17 protein-coding genes are annotated in these 17,734 nt (G+C 69.2%); 10 read left to right on the forward strand and 7 right to left on the reverse strand.

All coding sequences use genetic code 11. The features are described from left to right. Positions 1-74: 74 nt before the first annotated feature. Positions 75-2,459, reverse strand: coding sequence for a 1-deoxy-D-xylulose-5-phosphate synthase N-terminal domain-containing protein (locus AAFN86_RS07880; protein WP_347542735.1), 2,385 nt, complete (start codon positions 2,457-2,459; stop codon positions 75-77). Between the two features lie 71 nt (positions 2,460-2,530). Beyond that, complete coding sequence (locus tag AAFN86_RS07885) at positions 2,531-2,821, reverse strand: hypothetical protein (RefSeq protein WP_347542736.1); 291 nt, start codon at positions 2,819-2,821, stop codon at positions 2,531-2,533. Between the two features lie 57 nt (positions 2,822-2,878). Between AAFN86_RS07885 and AAFN86_RS07890 the strand changes: the two genes are divergently transcribed. Then, the gene (locus AAFN86_RS07890; protein ID WP_347542737.1) at positions 2,879-3,322 is read left to right on the forward strand and encodes a cupin domain-containing protein; all 444 of its coding nucleotides are present in this window, start codon (positions 2,879-2,881) and stop codon (positions 3,320-3,322) included. Between the two features lie 282 nt (positions 3,323-3,604). On the opposite strand, the gene AAFN86_RS07895 is transcribed toward AAFN86_RS07890, so the two are convergent. Then, the gene (locus AAFN86_RS07895) at positions 3,605-4,261 is read right to left on the reverse strand and encodes a glutathione S-transferase (protein WP_347542738.1); all 657 of its coding nucleotides are present in this window, start codon (positions 4,259-4,261) and stop codon (positions 3,605-3,607) included. 128 nt (positions 4,262-4,389) lie between these two features. Here AAFN86_RS07895 and AAFN86_RS07900 point away from each other — a divergent pair, with 128 nt between their 5' ends. Beyond that, a complete protein-coding gene (locus tag AAFN86_RS07900; RefSeq protein WP_347542739.1) occupies positions 4,390-5,601 on the forward strand; it encodes a polyhydroxyalkanoate depolymerase in 1,212 nt (403 codons plus the stop codon). A 133-nt stretch (positions 5,602-5,734) separates the two neighbouring features. Here AAFN86_RS07900 and AAFN86_RS07905 read toward each other — a convergent pair whose 3' ends face one another. From AAFN86_RS07905 to AAFN86_RS07915, 3 genes are all read right to left on the reverse strand, one after another. Beyond that, positions 5,735-7,150 (reverse strand): malonyl-CoA decarboxylase, encoded by a 1,416-nt coding sequence (locus AAFN86_RS07905; RefSeq protein ID WP_347542740.1) that lies wholly within the window; start codon positions 7,148-7,150, stop codon positions 5,735-5,737. A 315-nt stretch (positions 7,151-7,465) separates the two neighbouring features. Continuing rightward, entirely contained in the window at positions 7,466-7,942 is a 477-nt protein-coding gene (locus AAFN86_RS07910) for a hypothetical protein (RefSeq protein WP_347542741.1), read from the reverse strand. Between the two features lie 211 nt (positions 7,943-8,153). Beyond that, positions 8,154-9,602 (reverse strand): NAD(P)H-hydrate dehydratase, encoded by a 1,449-nt coding sequence (locus AAFN86_RS07915; RefSeq protein ID WP_347542742.1) that lies wholly within the window; start codon positions 9,600-9,602, stop codon positions 8,154-8,156. Between the two features lie 373 nt (positions 9,603-9,975). On the opposite strand from AAFN86_RS07915, the gene parA reads away from it, so the two are divergent. The 6 genes from parA (at position 9,976) to AAFN86_RS07945 (ending at position 14,507) form a co-directional block, all read left to right on the forward strand. After that, the gene (parA, locus tag AAFN86_RS07920) at positions 9,976-10,608 is read left to right on the forward strand and encodes a ParA family partition ATPase (RefSeq protein WP_347542743.1); all 633 of its coding nucleotides are present in this window, start codon (positions 9,976-9,978) and stop codon (positions 10,606-10,608) included. A 1-nt stretch (position 10,609) separates the two neighbouring features. Next, a complete protein-coding gene (locus AAFN86_RS07925) occupies positions 10,610-11,071 on the forward strand; it encodes a CopD family protein (RefSeq protein ID WP_347542744.1) in 462 nt (153 codons plus the stop codon). Beyond that, the gene (locus AAFN86_RS07930; protein ID WP_347542745.1) at positions 11,068-11,505 is read left to right on the forward strand and encodes a GNAT family N-acetyltransferase; all 438 of its coding nucleotides are present in this window, start codon (positions 11,068-11,070) and stop codon (positions 11,503-11,505) included. The genes AAFN86_RS07925 and AAFN86_RS07930 overlap by 4 nt, the downstream gene beginning before the upstream one ends. Before the next feature lie 481 nt (positions 11,506-11,986). Continuing rightward, a complete protein-coding gene (locus AAFN86_RS07935; protein WP_347542746.1) occupies positions 11,987-12,361 on the forward strand; it encodes a hypothetical protein in 375 nt (124 codons plus the stop codon). A gap of 392 nt (positions 12,362-12,753) precedes the next feature. Then, a complete protein-coding gene (locus AAFN86_RS07940; RefSeq protein ID WP_347542747.1) occupies positions 12,754-13,626 on the forward strand; it encodes a tripartite tricarboxylate transporter substrate binding protein in 873 nt (290 codons plus the stop codon). Then, positions 13,623-14,507, forward strand: coding sequence for an IclR family transcriptional regulator (locus AAFN86_RS07945; RefSeq protein ID WP_347542748.1), 885 nt, complete (start codon positions 13,623-13,625; stop codon positions 14,505-14,507). The genes AAFN86_RS07940 and AAFN86_RS07945 overlap by 4 nt, the downstream gene beginning before the upstream one ends. Here the strand turns inward: AAFN86_RS07945 and AAFN86_RS07950 are convergent. Beyond that, the gene (locus tag AAFN86_RS07950) at positions 14,440-15,780 is read right to left on the reverse strand and encodes an aspartate aminotransferase family protein (RefSeq protein ID WP_347542749.1); all 1,341 of its coding nucleotides are present in this window, start codon (positions 15,778-15,780) and stop codon (positions 14,440-14,442) included. The two genes, AAFN86_RS07945 and AAFN86_RS07950, sit on opposite strands and share 68 nt — an antisense overlap. Positions 15,781-15,917: 137 nt before the next feature. On the opposite strand from AAFN86_RS07950, the gene AAFN86_RS07955 reads away from it, so the two are divergent. Together AAFN86_RS07955 and AAFN86_RS07960 are read left to right on the forward strand one after the other, a co-directional pair. After that, on the forward strand, positions 15,918-16,817 hold the full coding sequence (locus AAFN86_RS07955; protein ID WP_347542750.1) for an SMP-30/gluconolactonase/LRE family protein: 900 nt from the start codon (positions 15,918-15,920) through the stop codon (positions 16,815-16,817). A 10-nt stretch (positions 16,818-16,827) separates the two neighbouring features. Then, the gene (locus AAFN86_RS07960; protein ID WP_347542751.1) at positions 16,828-17,733 is read left to right on the forward strand and encodes a dihydrodipicolinate synthase family protein; all 906 of its coding nucleotides are present in this window, start codon (positions 16,828-16,830) and stop codon (positions 17,731-17,733) included. The last annotated feature ends 1 nt before the right edge of the window (position 17,734 follow it).

The raw sequence follows: 17,734 nt of genomic DNA on the forward strand, positions 1-17,734 counted from the left end.
CATCCGCGATGGGGGCTCCAAGGGCGCAACCGGACAGTGCAGGACCCGCCAACACTGGCGGGGCCGGCGCGGGATCAGCCCAGCAGGGCCTCGGCACAGGCGTCGAGGATGGCATCGCTGTCGAGGCCGTATTCGCGGTACAGGTCGGGAATGTCGCCGGCCTGGCCGAAGCGATCCACACCGAGCGGGACGACGCGCTGCCCGCGCACCGCGCCCATCCAGGCATGCGCGGCGGGGTGGCCGTCAAGCACCGTGACGAGCGCCGCATCGCGCGCCAGCGGCGCGAGGATGCGCTCGATATGGGAGACCTGCCGGACGCCGTTGCGCGCGGCGCGGCGCGCGGCGAGCCATTCGGCATGCAGCCGGTCCGGGCTGGTGATGGCGAGCAGGCCGGCGCCTGGCTCCTCGCCGCGCAATTCCTCGAAGGCGGCGACGGCCTCGGGCGCGATGGCGCCCTGATAGCCGATCGCGATCCGTGACCCGTCGGCGGGCGGGACCACCCAATGCGCACCGGCGATCACCGCGGCGGGGTCGAGCACCCGCGCCGGCTGTTCCAGCCCACGCGTGGACAGCCGCAGCCACACCGCGGAGCCATCCGGCTTCTGCATGTGGTCGAAGGCATGGCGCAGCAGGATGGCGAGTTCGTCGGCATGGGCAGGTTCGAAGGAGGCGAGGCGGTCGGCCGCCATGCCGATCAGCGGCGTGTTGACCGATTGGTGCTGACCGCCCTCCGGCGCCAGCGTCAGGCCGGACGGCGTGGACACCAGCAGGAAGCGCGCATCCTGGTAACAGGCATAGATCAGCGCATCGAGGCCGCGGTTGACGAAGGGGTCGTAGACCGTGCCGATCGGCAGCAGCCGGGCGCCATACAGCCGGTCCGCCAACCCCAGCCCGGCCAGGATCAGGAACAGGTTCTGCTCGGCGATGCCGAGTTCGACATGCTGCCCCTCGGGCGACATGCCCCACCGTTGCGCGCTCGCCAGCTTCGCGTCGCGGAACACGTCGTTCTTCTTGTGCCGATCGAAGATGCCGCGCCGGTTCACCCAAGGGCCAAGATTGGTGGACACCGTCACATCCGGACTGGTGGTGACGATGCGCTTGGCGAGCTCGGCGAATTCGCCGTTGCCGCGGCCGATCTCGGCGAGGATGTCGCCGAAGGCGGCCTGGGTCGATTGCTTTCGCCCCTCCCCCACCTTCGGCGCGGTGAAGGTTGCCGGCACATGGATCGTTGGCGAGGCCAGGCTCCGCCCTTCCGGTGTCAGCTTCTCCGCGAAGGGCACGGTGGCGATGAACTCCCGCAGTTCCGCCTCCGGGATGGCGAGGCCCTCGAACGGGTCCCATTCATGACCGGGACGGATGGCCATCAGCTCGCGGAAGCTGCCCATCTGCTCCTTGGTCATCAGGCCGGAGTGGTTGTCCTTGTGGCCGGCGAAGGGCAGGCCCATGCCCTTCACCGTGTAGGCAATGAAGCAGGTGGGCTGGTCGCCCTCGGCATCCTGGGCGCGGAAGGCCTCGGTCAGCGTCTCGATGTCATGGCCGCCGAGGTTGTTCATCAGCGCGGCGAGTTCATCGTCGGTCAGCGGGTCGATGATGGCCCGGATCCCGGGCACGCGGCCGAGTTCGGCAAGCACCGCCGCGCGCCAGGCGGCACCACCCTGGAAGGTCAGCGCCGCATACAGGCTGTTGGGGCAGTCATCGATCCAGCGGCGCAGATGCTCGCCGTCGGGCCGCGCGAAGGCTGCTTCGAGTTTCCGGCCGTATTTGATGGTGACGACGTTCCAGCCCATGTCGCGGAACAGGCCCTCGATACGGCCGAACAGCCGATCCGGCACGACGGAATCGAGCGATTGCCGGTTGTAATCGACCACCCACCAGACATTGCGGATGTCGTGCTTCCAACCCTCCAGCAGGGCTTCGTAGATGTTGCCCTCATCAAGTTCGGCGTCGCCCACCACCGCGACGTGACGGCCGGCGGGCAGGCCCTCGGGGGCGAGGTTGTGCAGATGGACATAGTCCTGCACCAGCGATCCGAAGGAGGCGAGTGCTACGCCAAGGCCGACCGAACCTGTGGAGAAATCAACCTCCCCACCATCCTTCACGCGGGACGGATAGGGCTGGATGCCGTGGAACTGGCGCAGGGTGGACAGCTTCTCGCGGTCCTGGCGGCCGAACAGGTAGTTGATGGCGTGGAAGACCGGGCCGGCATGCGGCTTCACCGCGACGCGGTCCGCCGGGCGCAGGATCGAGAAATACAGCGCCGTCAGGATCGAGACCGAAGACGCGCAGGACGCCTGGTGACCGCCCACCTTCAGCCCGTCGCGGTTCGGGCGGATGTGGTTGGCGTGATGGATCATCCAGGCCGACAGCCACAGCAGCTTGCGTTCGATCGCGTGCAGCAATTCGACGCGGCGCGCCGCATCGGGCGTGTCCTGCCGCTTCGCTTTTCCCTGCACGGTCATCGCCGGACGCTCCCTTGGCATTCTGGAGCCGAGTATGGGGGTTCCGGCGGGCGGGGAGAAGGCCGGCGGGATCAGCCGTGCGGACTGATCGCGCCGGCGCGCTCAGCCAGCGGCGCTGGGCGGTGCGTGGCACGCAGCAGCATCGCCAACAGGGTGGCCAGCAGGAGGAACAGTTCGATCATGGGCGGCTTCGGTCCGGTACGGCTCGGGGGTGCGGAACCCTGCCCCCGCCCGGATGGAGATTCCGTATCCGGGATCACGCCGGGAAGGCAGCATGGCGCGATATTGTGCAGCGCGGCAAAATGCTTGCGGGCGGTCGCCCTGCGGCGCGACACTGCGCTGTCGAGGAACACCAATGTCACGGCGTCATCCCCCGCGCCCGGCCCGACCGGCCCGGCGCCAGGCAGGAGAGTCGCACCATGCTCGATGCGCCCGTTGTGAACCTGTTTTCCCATGTGAAATCCACCGAGGTGCCCTGGCGGACGGATGGGCTGCGGTCCTTCTTCGCCTATCGCGACCTTGGCGTCGCAGCGGCGACCGGCGGGCGGGTGATCGCCCATCTGGTGCGCGCCAATGAGGCGCCCGAGAAGGGCACCGGCTGGCACACCCACCAGGCCGAGTTCCAGATCGTGTTCATGACGAAGGGCTGGGCCAAGTTCATGTACGAGGACAAGATCACGCTGGTCGAGGCCGGGGACTGCGTGCACCAGCGCCCGGGCATCGTGCACTACCTCTATGACTACTCGCCCGACATGGAATACCTGGAGGTGGTCGGCCCGGCGAATTTCGGCAGCACCGAGGTCGAGGGGCCGTGCGACGTGCCGGCGCCGACGCCCTGGCCGGAAGGTGCGACGGTGGGCTGACGGACGGCCGCGCACGACGTCCACGCCGTGGCTGCCCATGATCGGTCGGATCGAGGCGCTTCCTCGATCCGGACGTGCCGTCGTGCGCCATGGCCGGTGCGCCGAAGCGCGATGCCGCGGCGCAATGATGGGCGGCCGCGCGGCTTCTCGACGGGCGCCGATACGCATTGCGCGACGGCGTGTCTGCTGGCTGGTCGCACGTGCACGGCACGATGGCCGAAGAACCCGTATGGTCGGAACGCCGCTGTCGCCGGCTAGCCATTCGGCCGGCCGGCATGGTGTTCAGAACTCGACCTCGAGCTCGGCGATCTCCTCGGGTTCGGCGACCGCGTCGCGTGTCCATTCGACCAGGTCCGGCCAAGCCAGCACATGTCGCGCATAGGCCGCGGCCGTCCTCCCGAGAGTGACGTCATAGGTGCGCAGGCGCGTCGTCACGGGTGCGTACATCGCATCGGCGATGCTGGGCGTGGCCCCGAACAGCCAGGGGCCGCCGCTGCGATCCAGGCAATCCGTCCAGATCGCCTCGATCGCCTCGATATCGGCGCGCGGACCCGACCAGATGGCGAAGCCCGGCCGATGCGCCTTGAGGTTCATCGGCAGCGAGGCGCGCAGAGCGGCGAAGCCCGAATGCATCTCGCCGGAGATCGAGCGGCACAGCGCGCGGGCGTGGCGTTCGGCGGGCAGCATGCCCGCGGCGGGGAAGATCTCATTCAGATACTCGGCGATCGCCAGCACATCCCAGATGCGCACGCCGTCATGCACCAGGCAGGGGTAGCGGATGGAGGAGGAGCGCAGCAGCAGCTCCTCCCGTGCGATGGGATCGTCGGGGGAGATGGTCTCCGCGACGAAATCGATCCCGGACAGCCGCGCCAGCAGGAATCCGCGCAGCGACCAGGAGGAGTAGTTGCGGCTGGTGATCAGGAGGGTCGCCTCGGCCATGCCGCACTCCATGCAAAGGGTGTCGCCGCAACGAGAATACACATTGCTGCAATGCGAATTCGCGGTGCAACATTAATACCAAGGGCGGATGGCAGGCCAGCCATTCGACACAGGGGTGGCTTCGAAGGATGAACTACGCCTTCTATGACAGCCACGCGCGCGCATTGGCGCCGCTGCGCGGCCAGGCCGAATGGCTGGCAGCGCTGATGCGCGGGGTGGGCTTCGACGGGTCACCATCGCTGCGGCGCATGATGGCGGGCCTCGACCTGTTCGCCAGCGTGCGCACCACCCACCGGCGACCCTCCTTCGGGCTGGAGCGGGTGACGATGGGCGACCGCGACGTGGCGGTGCAGGAGGAGGCGGTACTGACCACGCCCTTCGGCACGCTGCTGCGCTTCCGCAAGGATGACCCCGCGCGCCAGCCGCCGTTGCTGCTGGTCGCGCCGATGTCGGGGCATTTCGCCACGCTGCTGCGCCAGACCGCCGAGACGCTGCTGCCCGATTTCGACCTGCATGTGACCGACTGGCACAATGGCCGTGACGTGCCGCTATCCGCCGGAGGCTTCGGCTTCGACGACTTCGTCGAGCACGTGATGAAATTCGTGCGCGCCATGGGCCAGGGCGTGCATCTGCTGGCGGTGTGCCAGCCCTCGGTCGCGGTGCTGGCGGCGGCCGCCCTGATGCATGAGGACCGCGACCCGCTGCGCCCACGGTCCGTCACATTGATGGCCGGGCCGATCGATACACGGTTGAACCCGACGCGGGTGAACCGGCTTGCCTCCTCCAAGCCCATGGCCTGGTTCGAGAAGAACCTGATCTCGACGGTCCCCTTCGGCAGTCGTGGGGCGGGGCGGCGCGTCTATCCGGGCGTCACGCAGCTGAGCGCCTTCATGTCGCTCAACATCGCGCGGCACATCGCGGCCCATGAGACCTATTTCCGCAACCTCGCCGGCGGCGAGCGCGAGGCGGCGGAAGCGCACCGACGCTTCTACGACGAGTATTTCGCGGTGATGGACCTGCCGGCGGAATTCTACCTCGAGACGGTCGAACGCGTGTTCCAGACCCACGACCTGCCGTCCGGCACGCTGCGCTATCGCGGCCGTCCGGTGCAGCCGCGCGCGATCCGGCGCATGGGGTTGATGACCGTGGAAGGCGAGAAGGACGACATCTGCGGCATCGGCCAGACCATGGCCGCGCTCGACCTGTGCTCGTCGCTGCCGACGACGATGCGCGCCCACCACCTGCAGACCGGCGTCGGCCATTACGGCGTGTTCGCCGGCAAGCGGTGGCAGAATGAAATCTATCCACGGGTGCGCGCCATGATGCAGGGGTATCAGTGAGGCTTCTGCCCCGGCTGCTGCCGCAATCATCGGCGCGCCGCGCCTGCGCGCGATGCGCCGGCGTCCATGCGACGACGTAAAGGATGCGCGCTGCCGGCCCGATGCAGAGCATCGGGCGGCAGGCAATAGCGGGCTACCCCCGCGCCAGCTTGCGCAGCCCGGTCGAGACGGCTCGCCGCCCCTCGCCCATGTACAATTCGTGGTTGTCCTCGATCCGCTCGGGATCATAGAGGTAGTTGACCATCATCCCGACCGACTGCCGGTGCCCATTCTCCGAGGTATCCGCGCGCCAGTTCAGCCGTTCGGTGCGCGCGCCGTTCGACAGGTGGAAATGCGCCACCGGGTCGCGCGCGCGGCCCGGGCGCCCGGGCGCTTCCTCCTTGGCCAGGTACCGCGCACAAAGCCTCGTCAGGATGGGTTCCAGCGCGCGCTGCGCTTCCTCGACGCGCAGCACACCGCGCCGCGCGATCAGGGCGCGCAGGATCGCGTCCTCGGTGGCGTCGGCGGGAACCGTCTCGGGCAGCAATTCGGCGATGCTGCGCAGCGCCTTGCGTTCTTCCTCGGCCAATGGGCTTTCCTCGGCCGACAGGACGGCATCGAGCCAGCGCCGAAAGCCGGGGATCGGCGACAGCGTGCAGAAGGTCTTGAGGTTGCGGAATTCGTCCGCCAGCAGGCCGACCACACGCTTGATCAGGAAGTTGCCGAAGGAAATGCCGTCGAGCCCACGCTGGCAATTGTTGATCGAATAGAAGACCGCGGTGTCGGCGATGGTGGGGTCGATCGACGGCGCCTTCTGGTCGAGCAGCCCCTGCACGCTGGCGGACATGCCCTGAACCAGCGCGACCTCGACGAAGATCAGCGGCTCATCGGGCATGCGCGGGTGGAAGAAGGCGTAGCAGCGGCGGTCGGCCTTCAGCCGGTTCTTGAGGTCGCGCCAGCCGCGGATGCGATGCACCGCCTCATATTCCACCAGCCGTTCGAGTTGCAGCGCCGGTGACCGCCAGTCGATCCGGCGCAGTTCGAGGAAGCCGATATCGAACCAGCCGGCGAGCAGCGCCTTGAGGTCGGTCTCGAGCGCCTGAAGCAACTTGTCGCCGTCGCGCCGGGCGATCAGTTCGGCGCGCATGTCGACCAGGAACTTCACCCCGTCGGGGATGGCGGCGAAGGCGGTCAGCAGGCGGATGCGCGGCGGTTCAAGGGCGCGACGCAGCCTGGCGGTGGCAACGGCGCGTTCAGCCGCGTCAGCAGCCGCGCCCACCGCTTCCATGGCGCGCGATACCGCGGCGGGATCGGAATCGAACGACGCCAGGGCGCGCAGGAAATCGAGGCGCCCGGCCTCGTCGAGCGTGCGATAGGCCTCGGCCAGGCTGGCGGCGCGGTTGCGGGCAGAGACCTCGCCACCACGCGCATCGAGGGCGTCGCGCAGGCGGGCAGCGACGTCGCCCACCTCGCCACCGGCGCCGACCACCGAGGCCATGTCGCGCCACAGCGATGAGACGCGGCGCAACGCCCGATCGAGCAACCCGGCCTGGACGGCGACTTCCGACATGCCTCACCCCGCTCATGCCCCGCCCGCGGATGCGCTGGATCGCCAGCGAAAGGCACCATCAGGCAGGCCTCTGACACCAAAGGCTGGTGGCGCGACATCGAAGCCTTGAGGGCTCCGGCATCAGGTCACCAGCGACACCCTGAAACCTACGGAAACACAAATTGAAAATCCAGTGTTCCGGCATGGGCTGGCGCAGCCGTGAGCCAAATATCGAAGGGCGCCGCCGCGATCCCGGCAACGCCCTTCATGGAGCAGCGAATAGTGGACGCACGCAGAAGGTGGGCGTGCGCCGGAAGGCGCACTCCCCAGGCTGCGTCAGGCCTTGCCGATGCCCAGCAGCGCCGCGCGGACGCTGGAGACCACGCTGGCGGATTCCGTTTCCATGCTCATCGCCGGCGCCGGGCTGCGCATCACCACATCGGCGACGGCGGCCTCGGCGATGGCGGCAACCTGGGCGGCCGGCGCCGGACCAGGCAGCGGGATGGCGCTGGCGACCGGGCCGGCCTGTTGGGCGGCCTGGGCCAGCGGGGCCGCTATGGGCGGCGGCGCATAGACCGGCTGCGGCGGGGCGCTGGGCGCTGGGCCGGCCGCGAAATTGATCACCGAACCGCTGCCGCGGTCAGGCTCGGCGCTGACCGGGGCGTCGAGCCCGGTCGCAACCGATGGCTGTTCGTCATACAGCGCCAGCAACCGCCGGATGGCTTCCAGCCGCTGGAACGGCTTCGACGCGCGAAGTTCCGCCACGATGGAGCGTTCCTCGCTGTGAAGCACGGTAACAAGATTGCCGCTCATGATATCCCCCGTCGACCCCTCGATGAGCGGAGGCTACCTCTAAAGAATGAGTAAATTCAACGCTCTGTATTCTGACCATCTCAAAAAACATCCAGCGCAGCATGTTGTGGCACACGGTTGCGTGAGCACCCATATGTTGTCGTCAAGAGCGGATTTCCCCGGACAAAACGCGCGGCACGTCGCGCACGCTCTTCAAATACACGCGATACGATCAATTCTGTGACTGCAAGGCCACGCAAGTTGTGATGGATTCCGCAAGTCTTGTCGGAAGATCTTCAGCTAACAGACCGTAACCACAGCGAAAACCGGCATCGCCATGCAACCACGCTGCGGCTGCGGCGGCCTCGAAGGGTGCCATCCCGCCGGCCAGCAGCGCCGCGATGATCCCCGCCAGCACGTCCCCCGTTCCGCCGGTGGCGAGCCAGGCGGGTGCGTGGCGGTTGATCGCCGCGCGGCCATCCGGCGCCGCGATCACACTGTCGGGGCCTTTGAGCAGCACCACGGCCCCGGTCAGCGCGGCGGCCCGGCGCGTGGCGGCGAGGCGATCGTCGCCCGGCGCGCCGAACAGCCGGGTGAACTCGCCCTCATGCGGTGTCAGCACGGTCGCGCCGCGCAGGCGTTCGGGGCGGTTGGCCGCGGCGCCGAGCGCACCGGCGTCGGCCACGACCTGGCGCCCGGCCGTCAGCACGGCCGCCAGCGTGTCGAGAGTCGTATCGTCCGCCGACAGGCCGGGCCCGATCACCCAGGTGGCGCGGCGCCCATCCGCGAGCAGCCCGGCCAACGGTGCCTCGGTGACGATGACGCCCGGGTCGCCGCCCCGCAGCACGTCGCCGGTGGCGCGGTCCGGGGCCAGAAGCGTGACAAGCCCGGCCCCGCTGCGCCGCGCCCCCGCCGCGGCCAACCGCGCTGCACCTGTCATGCCTGCCCCGGCCAGGATCGTGACGTGCCCGCGGCTGTACTTGTGCGCGGCGGGACCGGGCGCAGGCAGCCGCCACAGGCCAGGCGCGGCCTGCCAGCAGCGCGGCCCGACCGCGGCGAGCACCGCGGGCGGCAAGCCGATATCGGCGACGAACAGGTCGCCGCAAAATTCCCGCCCCGGCATCAGCAGATGCCCCGGCTTGGCGCGGAAGAAGGTGACGGTGAGCGCGGCGCGCGGGGCGAAGCCCTTCACCTGCCCGGTCGCGCCATCAAGGCCTGAGGGCACATCCACCGCCAGCACCGGGCCGCCGGCTGCGGCCAGGGCATCTGCCACCAGTCCCTCGACCGGGCGGGCAAGGCCGGCGCCGAAGACCGCATCGATCACCAGGCCGGCGCGGGCTGCCTCCCGCGAGGCAAAGGGGACGACGGGGCCGGACCAGCGCGCGGCGGCGGCGGCGGCGTCGCTGCCCGGACGCGGCGGGGCCAGCGCGGCGACCGCGACCGGCCAGCCGGCCTGATCCAGCAGCCGCGCGGCGACATAGCCATCCCCGCCATTATTGCCCGGCCCCGCCAGCACGAGGGTCCGGCAAGGGCGGAAGCGGCGCATGGCGGCGCGGGCGACAGCGCGCCCGGCGGCGTCCATCAGCCGTTCGCCGGGGATGCCGGCGGTGATGGCTGCGGCATCGGCGCGGCCCATCTCCTCCGGGGTCAGCAAGGCGAGACGGCCGGCGTCGATGTCCATGGCCGGAGCATCCGCGCCAGCGTCGGAACCAGCAAGAAGCACCGTGCGGTGTCGGCTTGAACGGGAGGGGCTTTGCCCCTCCCGAACCCTCACCACCAAAGGCTTAAGGCCTTTGGAAACCTGGACTTGGCATTTGGCTCGGCACGCGTTTCGCGGTGCAAACGCGGCGCCGTGCCCGTGTCGCGATTCGCCCGATGGACACTGCGAATGCCCAGCACCAGATCCTCGCGATCCAGGGGGCCGCAGTCCCCTGGCGTGGTGAGGTTTGGACAGGGGCGGCGCCCCTCGCCAATCCCCAGCGCGCACCATGCATCACGCCGCGATGGCGGCCGGGCGCGACCTGCTATGCTTTGGCGAACATCAGGAGTCGCGCATGGCCTTCGTCATCGCCGTCGCGCAGCGCAAGGGCGGCGCGGGAAAGTCGACCATCGCCGCCAATCTCGCCACGGCCTTCGCCGAGGAAGGCCGCCGCGTGGCCTTGCTGGACGTCGACCCGCAGCATTCCCTGCAGCGGTGGGATGAGATGCGCGGGCGTTCCGCCAAGGCGCGGCCGCTGCATTTCGAGGCCCCGTCCGGCTGGCGGGTGCCCGGTGTGCTCGACCGGCTGCACAAGGACCAGGATGTGGTGCTGCTGGACACCGCGCCGCATGACGACACGGATGCGCGGGTGGCCATCCGCTCAGCCGACCTGGTGCTGGTGCCGTTGCAGCCCTCGGCAGCCGATCTGTGGTCGATGGATGGCACGCTGGATCTGGCGAAGAAGGAAGGACGGCAGGTGGCGCTGGTGCTCAACCGGGTGCCCTCGGCGGGCAGGCTGCGCGAGCAGATCACGGCGATGATCAACGAACGCGGGCTACCCTTGCTCGACCCCGCTCTGGGCAACCGCACCGCCTTCGCGCAGGCCTTCATGGCCGGGCTGGGCGCGGTGGAATCGGCGCCGAAGGGCGTTGCAGCGGATGAGGCGCGGGCGCTCGCGGCGGCACTCGCCGCGTTGAAGCGGGGCTGAGATGGCAACGCTGCTCTATGTCGCACATGTGCTGTGCGCGGTGGTCTGGGTGGGCGGCATGGTCTTCGCGCTGGCGGTGCTTCGCCCTGCCGCGCATGAGGCGCTGGAGGGCCCGCTGCGCCTGGCGCTGATGGCCGGCGTGTTCCGCCGTTTCTTCCGCCTGCTGTGGCATGTGGTGCCGATCCTGCTGCTGACCGGCTGGGCGATGCTGTCCGGCTGGTACTGGGGCTTCGGCGCCAGCATCTGGCACGTGCATGTGATGCATGCGACCGGGCTGGTCATGACCGCCATCTTCGCCTTCGTCGCGTTGGTGGCCTGGCGACGGATGCGCGTGGCACTCGAGGCAGGCGACCGCCCCGCGGCGGCGGCGGCACTCGACACGATTCGGAAGGGTGTTGCAGTGAACATGATGATCGGATTGGCGACGGTCGTCGTCGCCACCTGGGGACGCTTCGGCGGATGAGCACGGCGCTGCGCGAGGGCATTGAAATCGTCGAGGACGCCGCCCCGGAATTCGAGGCGGTGGGCGCGATCCAGCGCGGCCTGCACGCCTTCAACCAGGAGATGGGCGGCCCCTATGACCGCGAGCCGGTGACGTTGCTGGTCCAGGATGCCGAGGGCAAGACGCTGGGCGGGCTGTTGGGCCTGACCTTCTGGGGCTGGCTGTTCATCGACTGGCTGTGGCTGAGCCCGGAAATGCGCGGCCAGGGCTTCGGCGGTGCCCTGCTGAAGCGCGCCGAGGGGATCGCGCGCGATCGCGGCTGCACCAATGCCTATACCGACACCTTCTCCTTCCAGGCGCCTCGCTTCTGGGAGAGCAATGGCTATGCCGAGTTCGGACGGCTGGATGGCATGCCGCCCGGGCATGCCAGGGTGTGGTTCAGGAAGGCGCTCTGACGGTCACCGCCGTACACCCAGCACCACCTCCCGGTGCCAGATGTGGATCCCGGCTTTCCGCCGCCCGCGCCGTCACAAACCGACCCGGTCACACCGACCCAAAGTGGAGTGCATCCTGGCGGGGGTGGACAGATTGAGCGAAGGAGATTGATCGGCCTTGCCGGGCTTCCGGAGGATGGAAACCACGACGAAGCATCGGTCGCACGCGCCGGCGGCGAAGCGCGAATACGTCGATGGCCACAGGCCCCACGGCGTCACTGCGGGAAAGAGGATGCTAGCTGATGGGCTTACCGCGATCGGCCTTCCATGACGTACCGTCTGCCGTTGCCACCGCGGACGACATCCTCGCCCGGAATGGCGCGATCTCTGACGAGTTCGAATTCTATGGCTATCGGCGTGCCGGCACGGCACTGCGCCACAAGGGCGTCGTCGTGCATGGCAGGAAGTTCCGCCGCCTGATGCGTGAACAGGCCTGCAACCCATGCGGCGCAGGCGCTATGTCGCGACGACCGACGGCGCTCACGCCGGGCCGATCGTCGCGGACCTGGCCTATTCGCGTTCGGTTCATCGTCGGTCGGCGCTGCGAATCACCTGGCGGGTGAGTTGCTGCGCCATGGCCGACATCGGCATGGTCCATGTCCTCGATCGTGGTGCCGCATCCGCCCTGACGGACCTCCTCGCCGGACGGCCGCAGATCGATTTCGACAACATGCCAGGCGTAGTGCCGCAGATGCGCGATGAGCGCGAACGCCCGCTCGCCGTTGCGGGCCCCGGGTGCCCGGGCAGACTGACGGGCAATGGCGCTCGCCCGGATCGGACCGGGCCCACCACTTGTCGGCGGAACTCGGGCCGGTAGGGCACGCTGAAACCGGGCAGCTCGGACGCCCCATCCAAAGTCTCGCGGGCGCTACCGAACCAGCTCAAGGCCGGGCCATTGGCCATGACGCGCCGACCGGAACGCCTCATCCGGCAGCACCATTCGGCGCCTCGTCACCCTGCCAGGCGTCCCTGGGCACGGCTCGGTCCTCAGTCCGAGAGACCAGCCTCACCCAGCATGGTTCAAGGCACCATGAATGATTTGATCGACATGCAAGCATCGGGTGTTTTATCCTCAAAACTGCGTTTCATCGATATCACGCCATGAGGTTTCCGCCGATGAGCCTCCACCGCCGTGCAGTCCTAAGCCTTCCGGTCGTATGTGCCACGCCAGCCGTCGCGCAATCGGCCTGGCCGAACCGCGCGATAACCATGGTCGTGCCCTACGCGCCCGGCGGCGGCGCCGATGTCATCACCCGCGCCCTGGCGCCGATCATGGAACGCGTGCTCGGTCAGCCCGCGGTGGTTGAGAACCGGCCCGGCGGCGGCACGGCGCTCGCCTCGACCTATGTCGCGCAGGCGCGCCCGGATGGGTACACGCTGCTGATGGGCGCGACGCCACTCGCCATCAATCCGGCGCTGCAGCCGAGCCTGACGCCGCGCGACCCGATCCGCGAACTCGCACCGGTCGGACCGGTCTACCGCAACCCGTTCCTGCTGCACGTCCATGCGTCGCTGCCGGTGCGCACGCTCGGCGAGTTCATCACCTACGCGAAGGCCAATCCCGGCCGCGTCAACTACGGCAGCGCCGGCACCGGCACGGTGAACCACCTGGCCTTTGCCCTGCTGGCGAACGATGCGGGGTTGGAGATCGAACACGTGCCCTATCGCGGCAGCGCCCCCGCGCTGCTCGACCTGCGTGCCAACCGCGTGCAGGCGATGTTCAGCTCGGCGCTGGAGGCGCAGCCGCTGCTGCAGGAAGGTGTGACCCGCGCGCTCGCCGTCTCCTCCGCGACACGTCTGCCGCTGTTCCCGGACGTGCCGCCGGTTGCCGACACGGCACGCGGCTTCGACGTGGCCTTCTGGCAGGGCCTGTTCGCCCCGGTCGGCACGCCCGATGCGGTCATCGCCCGCTTGGCCGAAGCCCTGCGCGCCGGCACCGGCGATCCGGAACTGCGCCGCCGGATGTCCGAACAGGGCGTGGAGCTGATGGTAGGCGGTCCCGCCGACCTGGCCCGCATGCTGGCCGAGGAGACGCGCGTCTGGGCCCGCGTGGTGCGCGACGCGAATATCCGCGTCGATTGACGCGCAGCTCCGCGATGGCCGAAGGCAATGACAGCAACCCCAACCACGCCGCCTATTTGGTGCCGGGCCTCGAACGCGGCCTGCGCGTGCTGGAAGCGCTGGCCGAGGCCGGCCGGCCGCTTGGCCTGACCGAGATCGGCGCGCGGCTTGGCGTCACGCGGTCCTCCGTCTTCCGCCTTGTCTACACGCTGCGGCACATGGGCTTCCTAGAGGAGGTCGAGGGTGCGAAGGGCTACCGGCTCGGCGCGCGGGTGCTCAATCTCGGCTTCGCCTACCTCACCGCGCAGGACATCATCGAGACGGCGCGCCCGGAACTGGAATTGCTGCGTGACCGCACGGGGGTGACGACGCATCTCGCCATCCGCGACGGGGCGGAGGTGCTGTACCTGTCCTGTATCCAGACGCGCACCGGCTTCCTGTCCAACATGAATGTCGGCAGCCGGCTGCCGGCCTATGCCTCGCCGATGGGTTGGCTGCTGATGGCCGACCTGTCGCCGCGGGAGGTCGCGACGCTGTTCGCCGGCACGACACTCACGCCTTGGACCGAACAGACGCCGGCCGACCTCGCCACGCTGCTCGCGCGCATTGGCGCGGCGGCGGCATCGGGGCATGTCGTCAGCCGCGGCATCATGGAACCGGGCGGCAGTTCGATCGCGGCATCCGTCTTCGCGCGCGACGGCACGGTCGCCGCGGCGATCGACATATCGGGGCCGGATTCGGCATTCGACTTCGATGCTTTTGACGAACGCTATGTGCCCGAGGTGCGCGCCGCCGCCGCGCGGATCAGCGCGCGGCTCGGTCATGCCGGGGCGGTCAGTCCAGCACCGCCGCCAGCGTCGCGGACAGCCGCGTCACGATCTCCGCGATCTCCGCATCGGTGACGATGAAAGGCGGCGCGAGCAGAACATGGTCCCCCGCCACGCCATCCGCCGTCCCCGAGGACGGGTAGCAGATCAGCCCCCGCGCCTGCGCCGCGACCTTGATGCGCGGCGCGAGGCGCAGCTCCTGCGGGAAAGGATCCCTGCTGCCGCGGTCGCGCACCAGTTCCAGCGACCAGAACAGCCCGCGGCCACGGATGTCACCGACATGCGGATGATCGCCGAAGGCCTCGCGCAGCCCGCATTCCAGCAGCGCGCCCTGGCGCTGCACGCGCCCCAGCAGCTGCTCCTCCTCGATCACGTCGAGCACGGCGAGGGAGGCGGCGCAGGCGACCGCGTGGCTCATATAGGTGTGGCCATGCGCGAGGAGGCCCGACCCGGCGCGGATGGCATCGACCACGCGCTGGCCGGCGAGCAGCGCGCCGATCGGCTGGTAGCCGGCGCCAAGGCCCTTGGCGATGGTGATGAGGTCTGGGGCCACGCCTTCCTCGGCGATGGCGAAGACGCTGCCGCAGCGGCCCATGCCGCACATCACCTCATCGGCGATGAACAGCACGCCGTGGGCGTCGCAGATCTCGCGGATGCGGCGGAAATATCCCGGCACCGGTGGCGCACTGCCCAGCGAGGCACCGGAGACTGGTTCTGCGATGAAGGCGGCGACGGTCTGCGCGCCCAGCCGGCGGATCATCGCGTCGAGCTCATCGGCGACGCGCAGGCCGTAGGTCTCCGTGCTCTCGCCAGGCGCTGCGTCGCGCCAGGCGTGGCAGGGTGCAATCTGGAAGGTCTCGGCGAGCATCGGCTGGTACATCGCCCGCCGCCCCGCATGGCCACCGACGGCCAGCGCGCCGAGCGTATTGCCGTGATAGCTCATGCGCCGCGAGATGAAGCGCGTGCGCGTCGGTTCGCCGCGTTCGACATGATACTGGCGGGCGAGTTTCAACGCTGCCTCCACTGCCTCCGACCCGCTGCCGACGAAGGTGGCGAGCCCGGCGCCGAAGCCTTCGGGCGCGAGGGCGATCAGGCGTTCGGCCAGGGCTTCCGCCGGTTCGTTCGTGAAGAAGGAGGTATGCGCGTATTCGACGCGATCGAGCTGCGCGCGGATCGCTGCCGTCACGCGCGGATGCGCATGGCCGAGGCAGGAGACGGCCGCACCGCCCGAGGCGTCGAGGTAGCGGCGCCCCTCCCCGTCCACCAGCCAGCATCCTTCGCCGCGCACCACCACGGGCGGCGTGCGCCGCAGGTCGCGATGGAGCAGCGCGCTGGCGGTTCGGGTCATGGCGTCCTCGGGATTGCGGCGTCGGAACTGTTGATATATAAAACACACGACCGTATGCAAAACAAGCCGCAGGGGCGACAGAGCATGGGAGGATGCCGGATCGTGACACGCCATGCCCGCCCGGCATCGCCACGCGCATGACCCCTCGTGACCTGTCTGCGACGCTGTTCGCGCGGTTGCCGCCCGACCTGCACCACACGGGCGAGCCGACCGACTGGGTGCGCGTCACCCGCCCCGGACAGCGTCTGCATTCCTTCCTGGAAGGCCCCTGCTTCGACGGGGCCGGTCATCTCTGGCTCGTCGACGTCCCCTATGGGCGCATCTTTCGCGTCGATCCGGATGGCGGCTGGACGCTCGCCCATGCCTATGCGGGGGAACCGCATGGCCTGGCACGGCTTGGGGACGGCGCCTTCGCCGTGACCGATTACCGGCGCGGCGTGCTGCGCCTGGGTTCCGACGGCACGATGACGCCGCTGGTCACTGGCGTGAACACCGAGGCCTTCCGCGGCCTGGGCGACATCACGCGCGGCCCGGATGGCAGCCTGTGGTTCACCGATCCCGGCCGCAGCAGCCTGACCGACCCGACCGGGCGGCTGTTCCGGCTGCGCCCCGGCGCCACCAGCGCCGAACCGGTGCTCATCAATATTCCCTATCCCAACGGCGTCGCGCTGAGTCCCGATGGCAAGCTCGTGCATATCGCCGTCACGCGTGCCAATGCGGTGTGGCGGCTGCTGGCCGACGCGCCCGATCCGTTGCTGCCGATGACGGGCGTGTTTCTCAATCTGTCCGGCGGGCTCGGTCCGGATGGCCTCGCCATCGATCGCCATGGGCGGCTGGCCGTGGCCCAGGCCCAGGCGGGGCGCGCGCTGGTCTTCGACCGGCTCGGCGATCCACTCGCCCGCATCGTGCTGCCGGAAGGGCGCTGGACCACCTCTGTCGCCTTCGCCCCCGATGCCGATGTCCTTTTCATCGTCGAGGCCGAGACCGCCTCGATCTACCGCGCCGATCTCTCCGACCTGCCCGCCACCGCTTTCTGAGGAACATCCGATGGCCCTGGACAAGACCACGCTGCACGGCTTCCTCCCTGCCGTCGTCACGCCTTTCACGCCGGCCGGCGAGATCATGGAGGACGCCTTCCAGGAGGTCGTCGAACGCCAGATCGGCATCGGCGCCAAGGGCATCTGCGTTGCCGGCGACAACGGCGAATCCTGGACACTGGACGTCGATGAACGCCGCCGGCTGACGCGCCTCGCGGTGGACAAGGCCGCCGGCCGCGTGCCGGTCATCATGGGTGCCAGCGCGCCGGGTTCCGCGCAGACAATCAAATACGCGAAGGCGGCGCAGGAAGCCGGCGCGGCCGGGGTGCTGGTGATGCCGCAGCCCTATGTGCTGAAGGCGTCGCGCGCCGAACTGACACGCCGCTTCGCCGCGCTGGCCGCGGCGGTCGATATCCCGATCGTCGCCTACAATTCCCCGCGGCGCAGCGGCATCGAGCTGACGGTGGATGACATCGGCGCGCTGTGCGACGCGGCGCCGATCATCGGCATCAAGGAATCGCATCGCGATTTCTTCCATCACACGCATCTGCTGGAACGCTACCGCGACCGCATCGCGATCATGACCGGCCCGTCGCATTTCATCGTGCCGAGCATCGGCCTCGGCGCGCGCGGCTTCATCGCGACCGGGCCGGAACTGTTGGGCCCTGAGGCCGGGCGCATCGTGGAGATTTCGTTGCAGGCCCCCGGCGCCGCGCAACGCGCGCTGCATTACCGCCTGACCGTCGTCTATCAGCTGCTGATGGGTACCGGCACCTGGCCGGCATCGCTGAAGGCGGCGCTGACGCTGCTCGGCTGGCCGGCCGGCGTGCCGCGCGACCCGGTGATGGCGCTGGAGGGCGAGGCGCTGGACAAGGTGCGCCGCACCCTTGACGAACTCGGCCTGCTGCCGGGCTGAC

Origin of the sequence: Roseomonas sp. CAU 1739, from assembly GCF_039839775.1 — a bacterium.
GTDB lineage: Bacteria > Pseudomonadota > Alphaproteobacteria > Acetobacterales > Acetobacteraceae > Neoroseomonas.

Coding starts and splice junctions, on each gene's coding strand:
- AAFN86_RS07935 (WP_347542746.1), top strand. CDS start 11,987: ATGCGGCGCAGGCGCTATGTCGCGACGACCGACGGCGCTCACGCCGGG.
- AAFN86_RS07925 (WP_347542744.1), top strand. CDS start 10,610: ATGGCAACGCTGCTCTATGTCGCACATGTGCTGTGCGCGGTGGTCTGG.
- AAFN86_RS07910 (WP_347542741.1), bottom strand. CDS start 7,942: ATGAGCGGCAATCTTGTTACCGTGCTTCACAGCGAGGAACGCTCCATC.
- AAFN86_RS07880 (WP_347542735.1), bottom strand. CDS start 2,459: ATGACCGTGCAGGGAAAAGCGAAGCGGCAGGACACGCCCGATGCGGCG.
- AAFN86_RS07955 (WP_347542750.1), top strand. CDS start 15,918: ATGACCCCTCGTGACCTGTCTGCGACGCTGTTCGCGCGGTTGCCGCCC.
- AAFN86_RS07940 (WP_347542747.1), top strand. CDS start 12,754: ATGGTCGTGCCCTACGCGCCCGGCGGCGGCGCCGATGTCATCACCCGC.
- AAFN86_RS07915 (WP_347542742.1), bottom strand. CDS start 9,602: ATGGACATCGACGCCGGCCGTCTCGCCTTGCTGACCCCGGAGGAGATG.
- AAFN86_RS07950 (WP_347542749.1), bottom strand. CDS start 15,780: ATGACCCGAACCGCCAGCGCGCTGCTCCATCGCGACCTGCGGCGCACG.
- AAFN86_RS07905 (WP_347542740.1), bottom strand. CDS start 7,150: ATGTCGGAAGTCGCCGTCCAGGCCGGGTTGCTCGATCGGGCGTTGCGC.
- parA (WP_347542743.1), top strand. CDS start 9,976: ATGGCCTTCGTCATCGCCGTCGCGCAGCGCAAGGGCGGCGCGGGAAAG.
- AAFN86_RS07960 (WP_347542751.1), top strand. CDS start 16,828: ATGGCCCTGGACAAGACCACGCTGCACGGCTTCCTCCCTGCCGTCGTC.
- AAFN86_RS07930 (WP_347542745.1), top strand. CDS start 11,068: ATGAGCACGGCGCTGCGCGAGGGCATTGAAATCGTCGAGGACGCCGCC.
- AAFN86_RS07890 (WP_347542737.1), top strand. CDS start 2,879: ATGCTCGATGCGCCCGTTGTGAACCTGTTTTCCCATGTGAAATCCACC.
- AAFN86_RS07895 (WP_347542738.1), bottom strand. CDS start 4,261: ATGGCCGAGGCGACCCTCCTGATCACCAGCCGCAACTACTCCTCCTGG.
- AAFN86_RS07900 (WP_347542739.1), top strand. CDS start 4,390: ATGAACTACGCCTTCTATGACAGCCACGCGCGCGCATTGGCGCCGCTG.